This window comes from Bacillus cereus group sp. BfR-BA-01382 (assembly GCF_022663475.1).
In the GTDB taxonomy this organism is placed as follows: Bacteria; Bacillota; Bacilli; order Bacillales; family Bacillaceae_G; genus Bacillus_A; species Bacillus_A thuringiensis_S.
Map to the genome: position 1 here is coordinate 1 of NZ_JAKUFQ010000073.1, position 21,110 is coordinate 21,110.

Consider the following 21,110-nt stretch of genomic DNA (forward strand, 5'->3'; position numbering starts at 1 on the left):
TTTCACTCGATTTATGGATTCTACCGAGCTATTCGAAAGATTATCCACTACTATAACTTCGTAACCGCTATTTAGTAATTCTACACATGTATGACTACCAATATATCCTGCTCCACCTGTTACAAGTATTGCCATAATTATAGTCCTCCATATTTCATTCATTATAAACTTCTCAAAGTATATCACATATTTCTTATCCTATGTTTAACATGCGAACACAGAAACTTACATTTTATCCCATAATAATTTTATAACATATACGATTCTAATCAGGTAATAAAAAAAACGCCACATAATAAAAATTATGTGGCGTTTTTTTATTAAATTACGTAACAATATACACTTAGAAAATGCGCAAGACTACCTAATAATACAAAAACATGAAAAATTTCATGATGTCCCATATATTTAAACTCTAGCCATTTTGGCTTTGTGCCATAAATAAATCCACCAATTGTATAAAAAATGCCCCCAAGTACTAAGAAAACAATACCTCCTGTACTTAAATTCTCAGCTAACGGTGCAAAGAACAAAACAATTAACCAACCCATCGTAATATAAATTGCTGTCGATAACCATCTTGGACAATTAAACCAAAACATTTTAAACACAATACCACAAATCGCAGTTGCATAGACTAAACAAAATAATAGCAAACCACTTGCTGAATTTAATGTAATTAAGCAAAAGGGTGCATATGTACCTGCAATTAATATAAAAATCATAGAATGATCTAGCTTCCTAAAGAAGTAAATAACACGTTCATTGGCCACAACACTATGATACACAGCTGACGCCGCATAAAGGACCATCATTCCAATACCAAACAAAATAACAGCTGTAATTGCAGCAAATGATGGCATCTTAATAGAAACTTTCACAAGCATAGCTAATAAGGCAATAAATGATAAGATCGCTCCACCTAAGTGAGTAAATGCGTTAACTGGTTCCCTTACATAAGTATTCATAATAACACCCCTCATATAATTACATATAGTTTTGATAACTACATGTAATTATATACACATTTCTTTTTAAGGTCAACATTTACAATTCATTCGTTTCGTAATACCATATTTAAAGATATATTAAACATTAAGTTCCACTAAGTTATAAAAGTGAGGGATTCTACGTGGAAAATATAAATGAATTACTTGAGACATTACATTTAGAAAAAAATATTAAACTTGAGGATATTCCAAATGTTGACTTATATGTAGACCAAGTTGTCCAACTATTTGAGAATACTTATGCAGATACAACGAGAACTGATGATGAAAAAGTATTAACAAAAACGATGATTAATAATTACGCAAAAGGGAAACTATTCATCCCTATCAAAAATAAAAAGTATTCAAAAGAGCATATGATTTTAATTAGCCTGATTTACCAATTAAAGGGAGCTCTCTCCATTAACGACATAAAAAGTTCATTAGAAAATATAAATGACTCCTTATTAAACGATGATTCATTTGAATTAAATGCGTTATATAAAAATTATCTTGCTCTTACTGCAAGCAATGTCGAAAACTTTAAACAAGACGTAAATAAACGTGTTACAGAAGTAAATAAGATTTCTTCCTTAGAAGGTACAAAGCTAGAAAAATTTCTACTATTAACATCCTTCGTGACTATGAGTAATATGTATAGACGTTTAGCAGAGCAACTAGTTGATGATTTGAAAAAATCATAAATAAAAAACTATCCACCTATTAAAGTGGATAGTTTTTTATTTACTTAATTGCCTCATGAACTTTTAATTGTTTCCCTTTAATCGTTGTAGTCTTCATGACTTTCAAGACAAGTGGTCCTTTTCCATTTAATATTTCAACGTAAGAAACGTTATCTTGTATCGTAATAATGCCTATATCTTCTGCTGTAACACCTTTAATTTTAGCAATTGTACCGACGAAATCTACCGCTCTAATTTTCTTTTTCTTCCCGCCATTAAAGTACAGCTTCATAATGCCTTTGTTTATGTCCGCATTTTTATCTTTCTTAATAATTGGTTTAGCATGTATCTTTTCTTCAAATGCAGCTTTCTCTTTCATAACTTCTTCTTTTGAAGGTCCAATTGCCTTTGGAATTTCAAAACCAATATAATCCTCAATCTCTTCTAAAAATCTATTTTCATATGGTGTTATAAATGTAATAGCTTTTCCACTATTTCCAGCTCGTCCCGTTCTTCCAGTACGATGTACATAGCTTTCTTTTTCAAGTGGAATATCATAATTAATAACATGTGTAATATTATCAATATCAATTCCTCTCGCAGCTACGTCTGTTGCTACTAAATAACGGAATTTTCCTTTTCTAAAATCATCCATGACTTCAAAACGATCTTCTTGTACCATACCACCATGTATTTTGTCACAAGGATAATTAGCTCGTTTTAGCTGTCTATATACATGATCTACATTTTCTTGTGTACGGCAGAAAATAATACAACTATCAGGATTCTCAATCATTGTTACATCTTTAAGTAGTGAAAACTTCTCGTCTTCTATCGCCTCAAAAAGAGTATGTTCAATTTTATCCGTTGTAATCCCAGCTGCTTTAATTTCAATATGAGTTGGTGAATTCATATATGTACGAGACAATTTTTCAACATCTTCTGGAAGTGTTGCTGAAAATAACATTGTCATTCTTTTTGTAGGTAATTCATCAATAATTGCCTCTACTTGATCGATAAAGCCCATATTTAGCATCTCATCTGCTTCATCAATAACTAAATACTTCAAACACTCTAAAGAAAGGGTACCCTTCTCAATATGATCCAATACACGACCAGGAGTCCCAACTACAATGTGTGTCTTTTGCTTTAATTCTAATTTTTGACGTGCAAATGGAGATTTCCCATAAACTGCCGCAGCCTTAATCCTTTTGAATCGACCTATATTTGTAATATCTTCTTTTACCTGCACCGCAAGCTCTCTCGTTGGTGTTAAAACTAATGCTTGTGGTTTATTCTCTTCCCACTCCACCATTTCACAAAGTGGAATACCAAATGAAGCTGTTTTTCCACTTCCAGTCTGAGACTTCACAACAAGATCCTTCTTTTGTAATGCGACTGGAATAACCTCACCTTGTACTTCTGTTGGATGATCATATCCTAACCCAGTAAGTGCCCTTACAATTTCCTTACTTAATTTATAATCAGAAAAACTTTTTTTACTCATATATTAACCTCATTTTATTATGTATTATTTTCTTTTTTATCTTTTGTATACGTTACTATTACCCTACTTATTATACTTGAAACCTTACATAAAAAGGTGGTTCATACCAGATTCCTCTTTTTATATAGAAATAAACCTTATCATTTCATATATTGTTCAACTAATTGATAACATCTTTTTCTCGTATTGTTAGCATTGACTCTTTCATGGTATCCTCCATCCCACTCCAAAAAAATAAAAAGAATACATACAACCTTATATAATTATCTCAATTTTTCAATCTTTACCATAAACGAACAATATAAATAAAAATACATTTTAAATTCGTTTTTAACGTTATTTTTCAGATGTAACATCTAGTTTTTCAAAAAATGTTAAGAAATCCTTTGACTTCTTAATAAAAATAATGTAAATTATCCTATGGACGAACATTTTTTATTAATAAAAATAAAATATTCGTATTTTAGGGGTGTAAATGATGGAAAACGTATTCGACTATGAAGATATTCAATTAATTCCTGCAAAATGTATTGTAAATAGCCGCTCTGAATGTGATACAACTGTCACTTTAGGAAAACATAAATTTAAATTACCTGTCGTGCCTGCAAATATGCAAACGATTATTGATGAAAGAATCGCAACTTATTTAGCTGAAAACAATTACTTCTATATCATGCATCGTTTCCAACCAGAGAAACGAATCTCATTCATTAGAGATATGCAATCACGTGGATTAATCGCTTCTATCAGCGTTGGTGTAAAAGAGGACGAATATGAATTCGTACAACAATTAGCTGCTGAGCAAATTACACCTGAATATATCACGATTGATATCGCACACGGTCATTCTAATGCTGTGATCAACATGATTCAACATATAAAAAAACATTTACCAGAGAGCTTCGTTATCGCTGGAAACGTTGGAACTCCAGAAGCGGTAAGAGAATTAGAAAATGCTGGTGCTGATGCAACAAAAGTTGGTATTGGACCTGGTAAAGTTTGTATTACTAAAATTAAAACAGGCTTCGGAACTGGTGGTTGGCAGCTAGCTGCACTTCGCTGGTGTGCAAAAGCTGCAAGTAAGCCAATTATCGCTGATGGTGGTATTCGTACACACGGCGACGTAGCTAAATCTATTCGATTTGGGGCAACTATGGTCATGATCGGTTCTCTATTCGCTGGTCACGAAGAGTCTCCAGGGGAAACAATCGAAAGAGATGGCAAACTTTATAAAGAATACTTCGGTTCTGCTTCTGAATTCCAAAAGGGTGAGAAGAAAAACGTTGAAGGTAAGAAAATGTTCGTTGAGCATAAAGGTTCTTTAGAAGATACGTTAATCGAAATGGAACAAGATCTTCAATCTTCTATCTCTTACGCTGGTGGAACAAAATTAGATGCTATTCGTACTGTAGATTATGTTGTCGTGAAAAACTCGATTTTCAACGGCGATAAAGTATATTAATTCTTAAATTTAAAAAGAAGGACAAGCATAAAAGTGCTTGTCCTTCTTTTTAATATATAAAAACATAAAATATTTTTATTTTACTGAATTTTCTAGTATCATGTTTTTAAATAGTCTTAATGAGGAGGAGATAGACTTGAAAAATGTAATGGAAAATCGCCTTAATCGCGCAGAGGTGCCTGCTGAACTAACATGGGATTTATCCGATTTGTATAATTCTGATGCCGAATGGCATACCGCATTAAACGTATTAGAAAATGATATACAGAAACTTGATACATTTAAAGGACGTTTACATACCAACTCCACAACTTTATTAAATTGCCTACTTTTAGAAGAAGAGCTTTTAATGAAGTTAACAAAACTGTATTCATATGCAAATTTAAAAGAATCTACTGATCGTACAAATCCAGTTATTCAAGCGAACTCTTCCAAAATTTCTGCTTTATGGACGAAAGTACATACTGCACTATCCTTTATCCATAATGAAATTCTCTCACTTGAAGAAGGAACAATTGAAAAATATTTAACTGACGAAACAAAACTTGAACCTTTCCGTAAGTCGTTACTAGAGATACTCAAAAAAAGGCAGCACACTCTCTCTCCTGAAACAGAAGAAGCACTTGCTGCACTTGGCGAAGTTCATAGTTCTCCATACAAAATTTACGGCATGACTAAATTGGCCGATATGGATTTCACTTCTATACAAGACGAACAAGGAAACGAACTCCCTGTTTCATTCTCATTATTTGAAAGCAAATATGAATTTTCTCCAAGCACATATATACGTCGAAAAGCATATTCATCATTTGTTTCCACACTAAAACAATATAAAAATACAATTGCCACAACATATGCTACTGAAGTTAAAAAACAAGTAACACTTTCTCGTTTACGTAAATATGAATCCGTTACCCATATGCTATTAGAACCACAAAGAGTTCCACTTGAAATGTATAACAACCAACTTGATATTATTTATAAAGAATTAGCACCTCATATGCGCCGTTTTGCAGATTTAAAAAAGAAAGTATTAGGACTCGATCAAATGCTTTTCTGCGACTTACATGCACCTTTAGATCCCGAATTTAATCCAGCTATTACTTATGAAGAAGCAGGCACGCTCATTCAAGATTCTTTAAAAGTATTAGGCGATGAATATAGTTCAATAATCCAAAAAGGATTCAAAGAAAGATGGGTAGATCTTGCAGATAACGTAGGCAAATCAACCGGGGCATTTTGCTCAAGTCCATACGGCTCTCATCCCTATATTTTAATTACATGGCAAAATACGATGCGTGGATGCTTCACATTAGCACATGAATTTGGACATGCTGGTCATTTCTATTTAGCAAATAAAAACCAACGTATCATGAACGTACGCCCATCTATGTACTTTGTTGAAGCACCATCAACTATGAATGAATTACTATTAGCTCAGCATTTACTAGCGACTACTGACGATAAGAGAATGCGCAGATGGGTCATTCTACAACTACTCGGCACATATTATCACAACTTTGTTACTCATTTACTTGAGGGTGAATATCAACGTAGGGTATATGCTCTAGCAGAAGAAGGACAGGCCCTTACAGCTACAACTTTAACTGAAATTAAAACAAATGTCCTTTCGACATTCTGGGGAGATTCTGTAGAAATCGATGAAGGTGCGGGCTTAACTTGGATGCGTCAGCCTCATTATTATATGGGTCTATATTCTTACACATATTCCGCAGGCCTCACTACAGCTACTGCAATAGCTCAAATGATTAAAGAGGAAGGACAACCTGCTATTGATCGCTGGTTAGATGTGCTTCGCGCTGGTGGTACAATGAAACCACTTGAACTAATGAAACATGCCGGAGTAGATATGTCAAAATCAGATGCAATCCGTAAAGCTGTTTCTTACGTTGGTTCATTAATTGATGAATTAGAGCATTCTTATCAAGAATAAAAAATAAGCCCTCGCTTTATGAGGGCTTATTTCATATTTACTTCCCAAACCTTTTACGATATCCACATTTCCTACAAAGCTCTTCAACCGCAACTCTTTTTGAAAATCCATCGACAATGTTTGTTGCTCTTTCACCTTCTATAATGTTAGAAAATGAATCATTATTAATATTTCCAAGGTTAATAATCCCTTCACCATCTAAACAACAAGGAATAACCGTCCCATTCGCTAAAATTCCTGCCTGATTACGAAGTCCATGACAAAATCCTTTCCCATCATCCTCTTCTTCATGTAATGCTGGCCACTGGAATTCATAGTCTTGATTAATAAAGACACGTTCTGCAATTTTTATACCTTTTCCTGGTGTAAGCTTCTCTTCAATCTGATAAGATAGATCAAATTCATTTTCAATTATGGATAATAACTCTCTATTTTTCTGGATTTCAGCATTTGTTTTATTATCCTGAGTTAAATTCCATAACCTTAACGATACAATTAAATCTGATTGACTTGTCGCTTCCCTAATGAAGGAAAGTATACTCCTTACATAGCCCTCTTTATCTTGCGAACCTGGGTGTCCATCAAAACTATGCAGTGAAAAATTCATTTGTCTTAACGCGGGCTTATTTAACAGCCTATGCCTTCTCTTATTAATTAACGTTCCGTTCGTTGTAATATTAACTTTAAACCCTTTTTCATGACTTAAGTCTAATAGCTGATCTATTTTCGGATGGAGCAACGGCTCACCCTTCACGTGCAAATAAATGTAGTCTGTGTGAGGTTTAATTTGGTCTAATCTTTTAGCAAAATCCTCTACAGAAATGAATTGCTTCTGCCTTTCCGTCGGCGGACAAAAGCTACACGCAAGATTACACACACTCGTAATCTCCAAGTAAAACTTCTTAAACTTCTTCACCTTTAATTCCTCACTTCTCTAACTACTTATACTTTTTCCTCTTCATATTACAGCATATTTTTATAGAAATAGAAACATACTTATTTTAGGAAATGTACATACCATCTAATAATGTTTAAAAGACCATCGGTAATTTTTGTCCAATGGTCTTTCCCACTATTAATTATCTTTAACCTCTTTTACATACTCCCATGTTTCACCTTGATCTTTTGATTGATAAAGTATACTACTATTACCATTGTAGTCTCCATCTGCTCCTTGCCCTACTAGCATGTTAAAAACTCCATCCTTCTCATAAGGCATATTAGGAAAATCAAACGGATTTATTGCCTGTCCACTTTCTAGTTTCACTTCATAATTTGTATAGCTCAACTTTTTAAAAGTTATACCCCCATCATCTGTACGGTATAACCTCCCTTCATTTCCAGAGGGTCTGGCTGCCCTTAAAAATCCGAGCTTTTCATTAAAAAAGATGATTCCTGATGCACTACCTACCGCTTCATTGAACGGGTCTTCATTTATAACTCCCCATGTTTCCCCTCCATCAATTGTCTTGCTTAGTGAATAAAAGGTGCTCCCTAATGCTTTATCTGTGACATCTAGTTTATAACCAACTTCTTTTGAAAAGTAAAATTGCTCATTATTATTAGTTAAATTCTTCTTTTTCTTTTTAGAACTACTTTCCTTACTCCAATTTGGGTCACCTAGTAAATTATATCTAGCAGGTACTACCTCTTTCTCTTTTCCAGGGATAAATATAGATACCGTATATCCAATTATTTCGGACTTTGCTTCTTCAAGCTTCTCTAATTTCCCATCTTTATTAATATTAATAATTCCTTCTCTGTTGTAACCCCAGTTCCTTTTCCCATAATAGACCAGCCCATACTTATCTTCATTCCACTTACTTACAGTTTGTTTAACTGGAATGGCTTGAACTGTTTTAATTAAAGGTTTTACTAATTTATCTTCATTATAATCAGCGTTAACATACCCATTTAATCCTACAAAAATATCTTTTGATTTATTTTTATTATAAGATATTAAGTAGCTTTCCTCTTTTCCAGCAGCATTTTTCCCATAAAGAAAAGTATCAAATGATGTAATTGTTCCATCTGATTTAAATTCCAAAGTAAAATCATCCGACATATATAACTTCTTTGGCAAAGTATATTTCTTATTTATATCTTCAAAAATGCCCTCTACACCATACTTATATATATTATCACGCTCAAGTTTAACTGATCTTTCGTTTTTTACGCTTTCTATAAACCATGCTAGTTTACCGCCATAATTCGTTGCACTTTTATAAATTTTTATCCCATAAAAAGACGTTATAAGGATAAGTATTAGAACAGAAATGTATTTCCATCCCTTTACATTTAATAATTTGGATGATTCGCGTTCCCTATTTTTCACAATTTTAATTGTAGTAAATATAATGATAAGTATTAGAAATGCTATAGATAATAACCAAATATAAATATTATTATTCATTCTCCCATACATACATAATAAAGCTAACTCATAACAAAAAATCCAGTATACGATTATTACTAATGGATTTTTTAGTAATGATGCCAATATTTTTTTCATATCTTCCTTAAATATGTTAATCCCCCCTAAGTACATCTAATACTTCTTTTTTCCTATATTGAGTATACTTGATTTCACCAGGCACTTGCATACCCCCATATTTACTGTACATCTTCATTACATATCGGTTAAATCTAAAATAATAAAATGCGTATAAAAAAGCACTCTATCTTGTAAAGATAAGTGCTTTTTTCTTGATTATATTTTTTATTCAATATACAGCCAATAATACTTCATGTTGGTACACAAGGCATGATTAATTTCGGATCAATATTTATGATACAGTTCACCGTAACTAATCTAAATAAGTTTACTTTTTATTATCTTTATAATTGAATTTAACAAAAAAGGTAGTGCCTTCCGATCCTGTTTGAATTTCTATTTTTGCATTATGGCGGGCAGCAATGGCATAACATACACCTAACCCCAATCCAGTTCCATTATCTTTGGTCGTGTAAAATGGCGTACCCAGTTTCTCTAAGACTTCAGGCCTGATACCTTTTCCTTGATCGTGCACTGCAAGCACCACACAATTTTGACCTTCCTTGTAGGTGCTAATGGTTAGAACTTTCCCTGTATTCATCGCTTCTAAGCCATTACGATATAGATTCATTAATAATTGCCGTATCTCATTACGATTTAAAAGTAATTCCGGAATGTCATTTGTATCGACTTGAATATATTTATTTTGATTATACGTATCAATCTTTATTAAAGGGATAATATCGCGGATAATTGAATTTAAATCTAACATCTGCAAATCTAATTTCCTTGTATTACCCATTGAGAGAAATTCAGTAATAATAGAATTGGCACGGTTAAGTTCTTCAATCATTAAATGAAAGTACTTATTATGTTTCTCATAGGTATTCTCTTCTTTTAATAACTGCAAAAATCCTAGTACCGTTGTCATTGGATTTCTAATTTCATGGCTGATACCTGCTGCCATTTGCCCTATTAAATCAATGTTAGATAATCTTTTCAATTCCTGTTCATATTTCTTTTTTTCCGTTATGTTTTTAAAAATACAGCAAATACCATCATCATACGGGTATGCAATAACTTCGTGCCAATATTCATCTGCAGTAGAAAGAAATTCGAAATGAACTGTAGTTCGCTCTGACATCGCACGATGAAATTCCTTATACATAACTGTGTCGATGTCACTCGGGAAAACATCCCATATATTCTTTCCTAATACATCTTTTGCTGTTTTTCTTTGCGGAAAATATTGGTGCTTATTTACGTACGTAAATTCCCATTTATTATTTAAAGTAAAGAATCCATCCGTAATACATTCAATCACACTTGTAACTTTTTCATTAGCAGCAGCTAGCTCTCCCGTTCGCTCTTTCACTATGCTTTCTAGTTGATCCATATATAACAAATTTGAAAACGTAGGGGCTGTGGCATCAACGATAGATTTTGCTAGTTGAATTTGAGAATTATCGTAATTGTGAGCTTTTCCTTCTTTGCCAACGACGATTACCCCTAATACTTCTCCCACTGAAACCAATGGAATCATCAATAGATCCTTACTATCTATATTTTTTGTTTGAATAACCTCTTGGATCTTGGCTTCATAGCTTTTCTCTGTCCGATCCGCTTCTGTCCAATCACAGCCCTTACTTAATTTCATTGTTTTAATCGTTGTTTTATCTAGCGGATCTAGAAGATGGGCAGTCATATTTTTACTCTCTAAAATCTGTTCTAAGTAAAAAAAGCATTTATCAAAACTCTCCTGTATCGAAGAACACATTGATAAATCACGGGTAACATTTAGTAACAGCTGCTTCTCAGCAATAAGGTTTTCCTTTTGTGTTAAATTATTTGCGTTTTGAATTGCGACCGCGGCCATATTTACATAAGCTTCAACACTTTGAATTTCTGAATCTGTTAAGTTCATCGGAATCCCATAATCAAATAAAAAAACCAGACCAAATAACTCTTGCCTAAATGAGATAGGCAGAGCTAATAAGGACCTAATTTTAAACGCATCAACTGGTCTCGGATCTGGTCGATGATCCTTTGAGGTATCAGGAATATAGATGGTTTTTTTCGTTTCAATAACTTCTTTTGCCAGTAAGTCTATTTCAGGATCAATTACCTGAGTATCGAGCGTTACGCCATTTATGGTCTCTGGTTTTCCTGCAAACCCTCTAAATGTTCCATCTTCCTGTGGTAAATAAATTCCAACAGCATCGCACCTAACAATCTCCTCTGATATCGCCATTGTCACACGCTGCAATACTTCACGTAGTTCTAATTTCGTATTTATTATTTTTGTTATATTCGCGAGCCTAGAATATCTCGTCTGATCACTTACCATTCACATAGCCTCCAGTTATAGGCATAATAAAATAAATATGATAATATCAGTGTCTTACCTTTATTTTACATAGAATATCTTACTTATGATACGGTTCCCCACGATTAATCCGAAACGCTCTATACACTTGTTCAAGCAATACTAATCGCATTAATTGGTGTGGTAATGTCATCTTTGAAAAAGAAAGTGATTCGTTTGAACGCTTCATCACTTCTGAACTTAGTCCGAGTGATCCACCAATTACAAATGCGACTTTACTCTTTCCGTATGTAGCAAGGCGATCTAGACTTACCGCAAATTCTTCTGATGACTTTTGCTTTCCTTCTATAGCTAATGCAATCACATGCGTGTCATCAGAAATTTTATCCAGTATACGTATACCTTCTTTTTCCTTTACAATTAACATTTCTGCTTCACTTAAATTTTCTGGCGCCTTTTCATCGGGCAATTCAATTACTTCTACTTTTGCGTATGCTGATAATCGTTTTAAGTATTCTGCTATACCTTGTTTCAAATATTTTTCTTTTAATTTCCCAATTGAAATAATCGAGATATTCACACGTATCATCCACCTTACAAACATGTTATCCACAAAACTTATCCACATATCCACAAACACTACCCACATATTGTGTGAGAATCTGTGTTCGATACAACATATGTCGCCTCATTTTGACAAAATTCACATGTTTTTTTCTCTTTTTCTGAGTTATCCACATTGTTGATAACCGGCGCAACTTCACACTCATCCACAATAATATCTAACGCTAATTCAACATGTTCTAAACAACAAGGTAAATTCATTTTCTTCACCTCACTTTTCTACAATAGAAAACAGGAGGTAGGCCCTCCTGTTTTTAATACTTTTGAATGCCTAATTTCACTGTTGTTGTTACTCTTTTTGTACCACGATAAAACGTAAGAGTCATTTTATCATTAATTTCCTTATCATATAAGGCCGTGCGGAATCCAATAATATCGCGAATCGGTTTTCCATCTACTGCCACAATAACATCATGTTCTCTTAAACCAGCATCTGCGCCTGGCGAAGGACTTTTCACATCCAAAATACAAACTCCTTCTGTTACAGTACCTGGTAAATGTAATGTTTTTGACCAATAATAGTTTGGAATTTCATTTAATGACCTAAGTTCAATCCCAACATACGGCCTTCTTACTTTTCCATACTTCTCAAGTTCATTCATAATCGGAACAGCCCTAGTCACCGGAATAGCAAGTCCGATTCCTTCTACTTCTTTTGCAGCAATTTTCATTGAATTAATACCAATTAATTGTCCTGCTGCATTTACAAGCGCACCGCCACTATTCCCCGGATTAATCGCCGCATCCGTTTGTAACACTTCTACTTGCCAATCATAGTGTCCATCTTGATCTAAATCTACAGGGACAATACGTTCATTAGCTGAAATAATACCTTGTGTAACAGTTCCAGAGAATTGCAGTCCGAGTGGATTTCCAATCGCAATGACTGGCTCTCCTCTGCGAACAGTATTAGAATCGCCGATTTCAATTATTTTTTTCACATGCTTTGCATCTATTTCTAATACAGCTAAATCTGTGACTACATCGGTTCCTAATACTTTTCCAGGAACCTTCTTACCGTCACTTAAACTTACTTCAATACGATTCGCTCCAGCTACAACATGATTATTCGTTACAATATAAGCTTGACCATTTGTCTTTTTATAAATTACTCCTGATCCTGTACCAGCCTCTGAATCTGCCTCTGAAAAGTTATCTCGTTGAATGTTAATAACGCCCACAACAGCTTCAGATGCACGGTCAACAGCATCTACAAAGCTAATCTGTTTAATTCCTTGAGCTTCGGCCATATTACTTCCGCTTGCTTCAGCTTGCGGAAGCGTATCAGCAGAATTTGAAAATAAAGGAGCTCCAAACGCAAATAAAGAAGCTCCTACAATTGTTCCCGCTATACTAGAAAGAACTATACCTTTATGCTTCTTTTTCCCTGCACGTTTCATACGATAATTTTCTTCATCAATAAAGGACATATTTGTTCACCCATCTTCCTGAAAACAACTATATTCACCTTTATTGTTTACTAAAATGAAGAATTATACGTATTGAATTTTTGTAGGCATTTTTGGATCTGTATCGTGAATTTCAAAGGATTCACCCACTCCAAATCCTTTTTCCTCTAGTACTTGTGATACTGACATACGAGCTAGTTCTTTCATGTTATTATCTAAGCTTAAATGGGCTAAATAAATATGCTTTGTCTCATCTGTAATTACATCTGCCATTGCTAATGCAGCATCTTCATTACAAACATGCCCAACGTCGCTTAAAATACGTCGTTTAATGCTCCATGGGTAACGTCCCATACGAAGCATTTCCACATCATGATTACTTTCAAATACGAAAGCATTAGCTCCCTTAATAACGCCCTTCATACGGTCGCTTACGTATCCCGTATCTGTAATAAGTGCTAATTTCCTATTATTGTTATGGAAAGCATAAAACATCGGTTCTGCCGCATCATGAGAAACTCCAAATGATTCGACTTCAATATCACCAAATGTTTTCACATCCCCAACTGAGAAAATGAATTTTTGCTCAGTTGGGATATTTCCTATTAAATGTTCCATTGCATTCCATGTTTTCTCATTCGCATAAACGGGTAAATCATATTTACGCGCCAATACACCTAACCCTTTAATATGATCACTATGCTCATGTGTTACAAGAATACCTGATACATCATTTATATTCAGTTCTGCTTGTTTAAATAAAGCCTCTGTCGCCTTACCACTTAAACCTGCATCGACTAGTAATTTTTTTTCATCGGTTCCTACGTATAGCATATTTCCTGTACTTCCACTTGCAAGTACGCTAAAATGCAACCCCATTCTTTCTCACTCCAGTATGTTCATCAACCACTTGATTTTCCTTTTCCCCTAATTCCATAACTTGTCCTTCAATTGCATTCACAAAGAAGTCCTGTTTCTGCTCCGTTTTTAAATTCCACGTTGGAGCAAGTACTTGGTTATTAGAAGTAGATGCGGTAAGAGTGGCATAGCCAATTTGTGCTTCTTTAACATGCGTATTTCCATGAATTTTATTTTTTAAATACAAATTTTCTAAAGCTGTTTGAGCCGTAATAATTTCTTGCTCTTTCGTTTTTTCACCTTCGCCCATTTCTTTTAAATCAGTTAGCATTGTCTGCGTATATGAAACAAGTTCATTTTTTTCATTTAATTCCACAACAATCATCGCCTGATTATTATAGAAAATAGGCTTATCTTTATATTTTTGGAAGAAATAAATTTTAGAGTCTTTCACCGCTCCAAATTCATACTTTTGTCCATCCAATACATAGTTCTTCAAAAATTCATTATACTTATCTTTTGATAATGATTTCGTATTTAAAAAAGGCTCTTTTAGCTTACTTTCTATCTTGTACATATTTTGTATATGCGCCGTTTGATTTTTCAAAGACTGTATATCATCTTCTTTAAAGGCTTTATTTTCCGCTCTAATAAACGACTCTTTTTTCGGTTCCTTAGGGATATTCCCTATAGTAATTTTGTTTGCCTTTAATTCTTGATCTATCTTTGTTTCTGCAATAAGCTCCAATTGATTACTATCTTGCTTTTGAATGAATTGAAAAATGAGAAAGAGGTCCAAAACAAAAAAGGTCACAATAAATATGGTTTTAATCCGATCCCAATCCATTTAGTCCTCCCTCACTCCACTCATAGATTTTCTGTTTACCTGTTTCACCTTCAACAAGCTTTACATACCAAATTGGTTGTAGTCGAACTACTTGTCCATCTAGTGATAACTTGTATCCAATACCAATATCCTTAATTACTTGTTTCTTTATCTCTGGATTATTTTCTAGAGATGCTATTACAACATGCCCTGACGGAAGAGTAACCTTCTGTTCTATGCCTTTAGTATTTAAAGACAGCAACGGTCTTTCATATTCCATTACTTCTTCTGATCCCCATTTTTGTCTCAATTCAGCTAATCCATCTGTATTGAATACGGAATATCCATCTTCATGTAAGCGAAACACTGTCTCTCCTTTATTCATATAGTCCAAACGATATGAATCCAAACTTCCACTGTGACCACTTACGAATTCAAAGCTTTTTTGTAACAGCATTAAATTATCTATCGTTTTCTCAGTTAAGACAGAAGAGTTTTTATACTTTAGCATGTGACGATCGTCTTCAATTTCCATAGATCTAATACCATCTGTAAATGTTTCTTTCGATATCTCAGTAATTGGACTTAAATAACGAGGATCACTAAACAGAGCATTCTTAAACGTATCCACTGCTAAATTAGATGAGATATATGTTATATTGTTTAACTCTGTCGTTCCATCTGGTAAAAATAACTTTTTCATATCATTGATTTGATAATCAAAATAAGGCTTTGCTGATACTATAAATTGATTTTGGGCATTTACAATATCTTTTAAATACACGCCACTTAATTTTGCCTCATATATTTTAAAGTTATCACCATCAGAAACAAAGTTAATTTTAATTTCTTGATCCTTACTTCTAGAAGGATCAAGAAGAATACGATTAAAATGTTTAGGCTTATCTGTACCTTTCTCTTTCATGTTAAACATGGATTTAACTGCATCAAATGGGATATCGGTAGGGAAAACAAGTTCAATTTTCCCTTCACCATGCACATAGGACAGGAAATCACCCTTAGTGATTGATATCTCTCTAAACTCATGTAGTTCCCCTACTTCCAGAGGCTTATAGATTGATTCTATATCTGCCTCTCTTCTGCTCCCATAATGATTTTTATCTTTATGCACGATGATAGAAGTAGGACGGACAACATCGGCAATTTTAGTTTGATTCGTTCCTTCATTGCCCTGTACAAATTTCGCGTTTTGCATGGATGTAGAATCTGGCACATACGTCCATAGGTTAAAAGTAAGAAATAGGCTAATTACGACTAGGTTAATTAAAACTATTGTTTTAAAGTTTTCCATACTCATTCCCAATCGTCCTCTTCATCTGCTGCCATTGGTAACGTGAAATAAATAGTTGTCCCTTTTCCTTCTTCACTCTTCGCCCAAATAGAGCCACCATGTGCCTCAATCATTTCTTTTGCAATTGCTAATCCAAGTCCCGTACCACCCATTTGTCTTGAACGAGCTTTATCTACGCGATAAAAACGTTCAAAGATTTTATCAACGTTTTCTTTTGGAATACCCATTCCTTGGTCACTTACGCTAATTTCTAATAAATCACCGCGATCACGTAAGCGATATGTTACTGTTCCACCTTCTGGTGAATACTTTAATGCGTTAGAAATAATGTTATACAGCACTTGAGTAATTTTGTCAGTATCCATATCAATAAACCTAGATTTTTTAGAGAAAGATCGTTTGAAACTTACATTTTGCTCTTTAGACATTTCAAAGCGATCAATAACATTATTAAAGAAATCAGTAAAGTCGACCCATTCTTTCATTAAACGGTGCTCTGTACTATCAAGTTTAGATAGCTGTAACAACGCATTTACAAGTCTAATCATTCTTTCTGTTTCTTCTTGTGTAACCGTTAAAAATTGTGGTGCAATATTCGGATCCTGCCACGCTCCATCTGTAAGTGCCTCTAAATAACTGCGCATCGTCGTTAATGGCGTCCTTAATTCATGAGAGACATTCGCCACAAACTCACGGCGTTCCCCTTCTATACGCTCCTGCTCTGTTACATCATATAGTACAGCAATTAAGCCATTGGCCTTCCCTGTTTCTTTTTGAATAACAGAGAAACTAGCACGTAAAATATATGGTTCGTTTCTCGTACTAAAATCTAATAACACAGAATCTGGCTCTTCATATAAATGATCGAGCGTAAATTCTTCCTGTATCCCTAATACCTCTAAAACAGATTGATCGAGCGCTGTTTCACGAGAAACATTTAACATCTTTTCCGCAGGGTCATTTAGTAAAATAATATCCCCTTTTCGGTCAGTAGCAATTACTCCATCTGTCATATGTGATAAAACGGATGATAATTTACGCCTTTCACTTTCTGTAGAAGAACGAGCTTGTTGTAATTTTTTTGATAAATTATTGAAGGATAATGCCAGTTGTCCAATTTCATCATGGCTATGCACTTTTACTTTTCTCGAATAATTTCCTTTTGCCATTTCGATTGCTTGTCTCCGCATATCTGAAATTGGTCTTGTAATTGTTTGAGCCAATAAAATCCCAAGTACGGCCGTTACTAATAAGGCAATTACTGTTCCCGTAGCAAAAATTTGATTTATATCCTTCATTTGTTTATATACATCTTCCATAGATGCAACGATGTATATAACACCAAGCGCATCCTTGCCATTATCATCTAGAATCGGAGTAAGCATAACTTGAACACGATGGCCTGTACTACCATCCTTCTCAATTTTCACTTCTGGCTTTTTTTGTACTAACACTCGCTGAACAGCTATATCAGTTGATGTTCTATTCACCTTATTCTGCTTTGATTCATCTGAAATAGCCAATAACTTTCTATGCGAATCAAATACACTTACCTCTTGTATAACTTTCTTTTGATCAGAGGCAAATTTTCGAATAGAAGTTTTAATGGTTTCATCTGTTGACTCTGTTTCTGCTTTTGTATAACTTTTTTTAAACTCTTGTTTCAAGTTATATGATAATAAGTTTGTTTGCTGCGTTAAAGAATCCCTAAAACCTTGTACTAGGCTCTTCTCTAATTCCCTTACGAAATAAACCCCAATAACTTGCATCGCTATTAATATTAATAGCATATATATAAGCACAAATTTTAAATGAATAGATTGAAAAAAACCAACTTTCTTCATATACTATTCCTGCTCTGGGTCACGCAAGTAATACCCTACTCCACGTCTAGTTACAATTAAAGTAGGATGGCTTGGATTATCTTCAATTTTTTCACGCAAACGACGTACTGTTACGTCTACTGTGCGCACATCTCCAAAATAGTCATAACCCCAAACTGTTTGTAATAAATGTTCGCGTGTCATAACTTGTCCTAAATGTTTCGCTAAATAATGTAGCAACTCAAATTCACGATGTGTAAGCTCGATATTTTCCTCGCGCTTCGTTACACTATATGCATTTGGATTAATAACAATTGGTCCAATAACCATTTCTGTATTTTCTTCTTTTTCTGCAGAACCACCTTGTTGATGACGGCGTAAATTCGCCTTCACACGAGCAAGTAATTCCCTCGTACTAAATGGCTTCGTTACATAATCATCTGCCCCAAGCTCAAGCCCTAATACTTTATCAATCTCAGAGTCCTTTGCTGTAAGCATAATAATCGGCATTTCTGAACTTTTACGTATTTCACGGCAAACCTCTAATCCATCTTTACCCGGTAGCATAATATCTAATAAAACCATATCTGGTTGTTCTTCATTAGCTTTTTCAATTGCTTCATCACCATCATGCGCCATTACTATTTCAAAACCTTCTTTTTCTAGATTAAACTTCAAAATATCTGCAATCGGCTTTTCATCATCAACTACTAAAATTTTCTTTCCCATCATCGTCTATTTCCTCCTTATAAAAATATGGTCAATAATCCCTAAACATATCGATGTTTACATAGTATGTCCTATATGACCGCATCCTTTGTTTAAGTATTTTCTCCTCTATTCTCATAGACTCATGTATGATCCACTTTTACACGGCATCCTATACGATCTATAGAAAAACCTCTAGCTTCAACTGCTAGAGGCTCCTCGTTCTATTTTAAAATAACTACTCAGTTTTGTAAAATTACATAAATAAAAAGGATATTAAGTGGGCCCACTTAATATCCTGAGAGTGGCTCGGGACGGAATCGAACCGCCGACACGAGGATTTTCAGTCCTCTGCTCTACCGACTGAGCTACCGAGCCAAAACTATATATAAAACCACTAATGGTGGTATAAACAAAAGTGGCGGTCCCGACCGGGGTCGAACCGGCGATCTCCTGCGTGACAGGCAGGCATGTTAACCACTACACCACGGGACCAAAAATAAGCATAAAAAAACATGACCCGTACGGGATTCGAACCCGTGTTACCGCCGTGAAAGGGCGGTGTCTTAACCACTTGACCAACGGGCCACGAAAAATAAAATGGTGAGCCATGAAGGATTCGAACCTTCGACCCTCTGATTAAAAGTCAGATGCTCTACCAACTGAGCTAATGGCTCATACTCACCAACGTCATATTTTCGTGACGACAAGATGTATCATAACATGTATTCTGTATTCTTCGCAATACTTTTTTTCATTTTTTTATAAAAGATAAGAAAAAACTCATGCGGACATGAGTTTTTTCTAAAAATATCAATTAAGCTTCGTATACATTACGAACAATATTCGTTTGGTTACGATCTGGTCCAACTGAGAACATAGATAATTGAATTCCTGTTAACTCAGAAACACGTTCTACGTATTTTCTTGCATTTTCAGGAAGCTCGTCTAATGATTTTACACCAGTAATATCTTCTGTCCAACCTGGAAGCTCTTCATATACAGGCTCACATTTCGCTAAAATGTTTAAGTTTGCTGGAACTTCATCGATAACTTCGCCATTGTATTTGTAAGCAACACAAATTTTAAGAGTTGGAATATCTGTTAGAACGTCGATAGAATTTAATGATAGATCCGTTAAACCACTAACACGACGCGCATGTCTTACAACAACGCTATCGAACCAACCTACGCGGCGCGGACGACCAGTTGTTGTTCCGTACTCACGACCAACTTCACGAATTTGATGACCAATTTCATCATTAAGTTCAGTAGGGAATGGACCGTCACCAACACGGCTTGTATATGCTTTACATACACCTACAACGCGAGTAACTTTCGCAGGGCCAACTCCAGTTCCAACTGTTACACCACCCGCAATCGGGTTAGAAGATGTAACGAACGGGTACGTACCGTGGTCAATATCAAGCATAACACCTTGTGCACCTTCAAATAATACACGGTGATTGTTATCTAGTGCATCATTTAATACAACAGATGTGTCGCATACATATTGTGCGATTTGTTGTCCATATTCGAAGTACTCTTCAAAGATTTCCTCTACGCTGAAACCTTCTGTATCGTACATTTTTTCAAACAAACGATTTTTCTCTACTAAATTGCGCTCAAGCTTCTCTTTAAATGCTTCACGGTCTAAAAGATCAGCCATACGGATACCAATACGAGCAGCTTTATCCATATATGCAGGACCGATACCTTTTTTCGTTGTACCGATTTTGTTATCACCTTTACTAGCCTCTTCTAACTCATCTTGTTTTAAGTGATAAGGTAAAATAACGTGTGCACGGTTACTTACACGTAAATTATCAGTACTTACACCACGGTCGTGTAAGTATTTTAACTCTTCAAGTAATGCTTTCGGATCTACTACTAAGCCATTTCCGATTACACAAATTTTCTCTTTATAGAAAATACCAGATGGAATTAAGTGTAACTTATATTTAACTCCGCCGAAAACAATTGTATGTCCCGCGTTATTTCCACCTTGATATCTTGCAACTACTTCCGCATGCTCAGAAAGAAAATCAGTGATTTTACCTTTTCCTTCGTCGCCCCATTGTGTTCCTACAACTACTACTGAAGACATTATTAAAGCACCTCCGCAATTTTCAAAC

The 21,110-nt window shown here is 34.7% G+C and carries 18 protein-coding genes and 4 tRNA genes; 3 read left to right on the top strand and 19 right to left on the bottom strand.

Annotation, left to right across the window (positions count from 1 at the left end):
- Positions 1–135 (bottom strand): NAD-dependent epimerase/dehydratase family protein (locus MR160_RS23400; RefSeq protein WP_080000439.1); only part of this gene is annotated, 135 nt, incomplete at its 3' end.
- Positions 136–320: 185 nt separating this feature from the next.
- On the bottom strand, positions 321–968 hold the full coding sequence (trhA, locus tag MR160_RS23405) for a PAQR family membrane homeostasis protein TrhA (RefSeq protein ID WP_001099726.1): 648 nt from the start codon (positions 966–968) through the stop codon (positions 321–323).
- A 164-nt stretch (positions 969–1,132) separates the two neighbouring features.
- Between trhA and MR160_RS23410 the strand changes: the two genes are divergently transcribed.
- Positions 1,133–1,693: a DUF1836 domain-containing protein gene (locus tag MR160_RS23410; protein ID WP_000427875.1), complete on the top strand. Its 561-nt coding sequence runs from the start codon at positions 1,133–1,135 to the stop codon at positions 1,691–1,693.
- A 40-nt stretch (positions 1,694–1,733) separates the two neighbouring features.
- Here the strand turns inward: MR160_RS23410 and MR160_RS23415 are convergent, their stop codons facing one another.
- Positions 1,734–3,179 carry a DEAD/DEAH box helicase gene (locus tag MR160_RS23415; protein ID WP_000039346.1) on the bottom strand — a complete coding sequence of 482 codons (1,446 nt, stop codon included), beginning with the start codon at positions 3,177–3,179 and terminating at the stop codon, positions 1,734–1,736.
- A gap of 478 nt (positions 3,180–3,657) precedes the next feature.
- On the opposite strand from MR160_RS23415, the gene guaC reads away from it, so the two are divergent.
- Together guaC and pepF are read left to right on the top strand one after the other, a co-directional pair.
- Positions 3,658–4,641 carry a GMP reductase gene (guaC, locus tag MR160_RS23420; RefSeq protein WP_000432438.1) on the top strand — a complete coding sequence of 328 codons (984 nt, stop codon included), beginning with the start codon at positions 3,658–3,660 and terminating at the stop codon, positions 4,639–4,641.
- A gap of 136 nt (positions 4,642–4,777) precedes the next feature.
- Positions 4,778–6,595: an oligoendopeptidase F gene (gene pepF / locus MR160_RS23425; RefSeq protein WP_000800233.1), complete on the top strand. Its 1,818-nt coding sequence runs from the start codon at positions 4,778–4,780 to the stop codon at positions 6,593–6,595.
- Positions 6,596–6,632: 37 nt separating this feature from the next.
- Here pepF and MR160_RS23430 read toward each other — a convergent pair whose 3' ends face one another.
- From MR160_RS23430 to MR160_RS23505, 16 genes are all read right to left on the bottom strand, one after another.
- On the bottom strand, positions 6,633–7,511 hold the full coding sequence (locus MR160_RS23430) for a radical SAM/SPASM domain-containing protein (protein ID WP_000713633.1): 879 nt from the start codon (positions 7,509–7,511) through the stop codon (positions 6,633–6,635).
- A gap of 159 nt (positions 7,512–7,670) precedes the next feature.
- Positions 7,671–9,143 (bottom strand): WD40/YVTN/BNR-like repeat-containing protein, encoded by a 1,473-nt coding sequence (locus tag MR160_RS23435; protein ID WP_000280571.1) that lies wholly within the window; start codon positions 9,141–9,143, stop codon positions 7,671–7,673.
- Between the two features lie 274 nt (positions 9,144–9,417).
- Complete coding sequence (locus MR160_RS23440) at positions 9,418–11,436, bottom strand: GAF domain-containing sensor histidine kinase (RefSeq protein WP_242298126.1); 2,019 nt, start codon at positions 11,434–11,436, stop codon at positions 9,418–9,420.
- A 79-nt stretch (positions 11,437–11,515) separates the two neighbouring features.
- Positions 11,516–11,995 (bottom strand): 23S rRNA (pseudouridine(1915)-N(3))-methyltransferase RlmH, encoded by a 480-nt coding sequence (gene rlmH, locus MR160_RS23445; RefSeq protein ID WP_001027003.1) that lies wholly within the window; start codon positions 11,993–11,995, stop codon positions 11,516–11,518.
- Positions 11,996–12,054: 59 nt separating this feature from the next.
- Positions 12,055–12,240, bottom strand: coding sequence for a CxxH/CxxC protein (locus tag MR160_RS23450; RefSeq protein WP_001052827.1), 186 nt, complete (start codon positions 12,238–12,240; stop codon positions 12,055–12,057).
- A gap of 53 nt (positions 12,241–12,293) precedes the next feature.
- Positions 12,294–13,469 (bottom strand): S1C family serine protease, encoded by a 1,176-nt coding sequence (locus tag MR160_RS23455; RefSeq protein ID WP_000008032.1) that lies wholly within the window; start codon positions 13,467–13,469, stop codon positions 12,294–12,296.
- A 63-nt stretch (positions 13,470–13,532) separates the two neighbouring features.
- Positions 13,533–14,327 (bottom strand): MBL fold metallo-hydrolase, encoded by a 795-nt coding sequence (locus MR160_RS23460; RefSeq protein ID WP_000522837.1) that lies wholly within the window; start codon positions 14,325–14,327, stop codon positions 13,533–13,535.
- Complete coding sequence (locus tag MR160_RS23465; RefSeq protein WP_000383719.1) at positions 14,311–15,153, bottom strand: two-component system regulatory protein YycI; 843 nt, start codon at positions 15,151–15,153, stop codon at positions 14,311–14,313. Before MR160_RS23465 ends, MR160_RS23460 begins: the two co-directional genes overlap by 17 nt.
- Positions 15,134–16,450: a YycH family regulatory protein gene (locus MR160_RS23470; protein WP_000061567.1), complete on the bottom strand. Its 1,317-nt coding sequence runs from the start codon at positions 16,448–16,450 to the stop codon at positions 15,134–15,136. The genes MR160_RS23465 and MR160_RS23470 overlap by 20 nt, the downstream gene beginning before the upstream one ends.
- Complete coding sequence (walK, locus tag MR160_RS23475; protein WP_000755366.1) at positions 16,447–18,288, bottom strand: cell wall metabolism sensor histidine kinase WalK; 1,842 nt, start codon at positions 18,286–18,288, stop codon at positions 16,447–16,449. The genes MR160_RS23470 and walK overlap by 4 nt, the downstream gene beginning before the upstream one ends.
- Positions 18,289–18,291: 3 nt before the next feature.
- The gene (walR, locus tag MR160_RS23480) at positions 18,292–18,999 is read right to left on the bottom strand and encodes a cell wall metabolism DNA-binding response regulator WalR (protein ID WP_000971869.1); all 708 of its coding nucleotides are present in this window, start codon (positions 18,997–18,999) and stop codon (positions 18,292–18,294) included.
- 281 nt (positions 19,000–19,280) lie between these two features.
- Positions 19,281–19,353: transfer RNA gene (locus MR160_RS23485), tRNA-Phe, on the bottom strand.
- 41 nt (positions 19,354–19,394) lie between these two features.
- Positions 19,395–19,470, bottom strand: a tRNA-Asp gene (locus MR160_RS23490).
- 21 nt (positions 19,471–19,491) lie between these two features.
- Positions 19,492–19,563, bottom strand: a tRNA-Glu gene (locus MR160_RS23495).
- Positions 19,564–19,576: 13 nt separating this feature from the next.
- Positions 19,577–19,652: transfer RNA gene (locus MR160_RS23500), tRNA-Lys, on the bottom strand.
- Between the two features lie 140 nt (positions 19,653–19,792).
- Positions 19,793–21,082 carry an adenylosuccinate synthase gene (locus MR160_RS23505; RefSeq protein ID WP_000100230.1) on the bottom strand — a complete coding sequence of 430 codons (1,290 nt, stop codon included), beginning with the start codon at positions 21,080–21,082 and terminating at the stop codon, positions 19,793–19,795.
- Between the last annotated feature and the right edge of the window lie 28 nt (positions 21,083–21,110).

Excerpts from the sequence above, each read along its gene's own strand:
- MR160_RS23450 (WP_001052827.1), bottom strand. The coding sequence starts at position 12,240 with ATGAATTTACCTTGTTGTTTAGAACATGTTGAATTAGCGTTAGATATT.
- MR160_RS23470 (WP_000061567.1), bottom strand. The coding sequence starts at position 16,450 with ATGAGTATGGAAAACTTTAAAACAATAGTTTTAATTAACCTAGTCGTA.
- MR160_RS23465 (WP_000383719.1), bottom strand. The coding sequence starts at position 15,153 with ATGGATTGGGATCGGATTAAAACCATATTTATTGTGACCTTTTTTGTT.
- trhA (WP_001099726.1), bottom strand. The coding sequence starts at position 968 with ATGAATACTTATGTAAGGGAACCAGTTAACGCATTTACTCACTTAGGT.
- MR160_RS23455 (WP_000008032.1), bottom strand. The coding sequence starts at position 13,469 with ATGTCCTTTATTGATGAAGAAAATTATCGTATGAAACGTGCAGGGAAA.
- MR160_RS23460 (WP_000522837.1), bottom strand. The coding sequence starts at position 14,327 with ATGGGGTTGCATTTTAGCGTACTTGCAAGTGGAAGTACAGGAAATATG.
- MR160_RS23435 (WP_000280571.1), bottom strand. The coding sequence starts at position 9,143 with ATGTACTTAGGGGGGATTAACATATTTAAGGAAGATATGAAAAAAATA.
- walK (WP_000755366.1), bottom strand. The coding sequence starts at position 18,288 with ATGAAGAAAGTTGGTTTTTTTCAATCTATTCATTTAAAATTTGTGCTT.
- MR160_RS23440 (WP_242298126.1), bottom strand. The coding sequence starts at position 11,436 with ATGGTAAGTGATCAGACGAGATATTCTAGGCTCGCGAATATAACAAAA.
- MR160_RS23505 (WP_000100230.1), bottom strand. The coding sequence starts at position 21,082 with ATGTCTTCAGTAGTAGTTGTAGGAACACAATGGGGCGACGAAGGAAAA.
- walR (WP_000971869.1), bottom strand. The coding sequence starts at position 18,999 with ATGATGGGAAAGAAAATTTTAGTAGTTGATGATGAAAAGCCGATTGCA.
- MR160_RS23415 (WP_000039346.1), bottom strand. The coding sequence starts at position 3,179 with ATGAGTAAAAAAAGTTTTTCTGATTATAAATTAAGTAAGGAAATTGTA.
- guaC (WP_000432438.1), top strand. The coding sequence starts at position 3,658 with ATGGAAAACGTATTCGACTATGAAGATATTCAATTAATTCCTGCAAAA.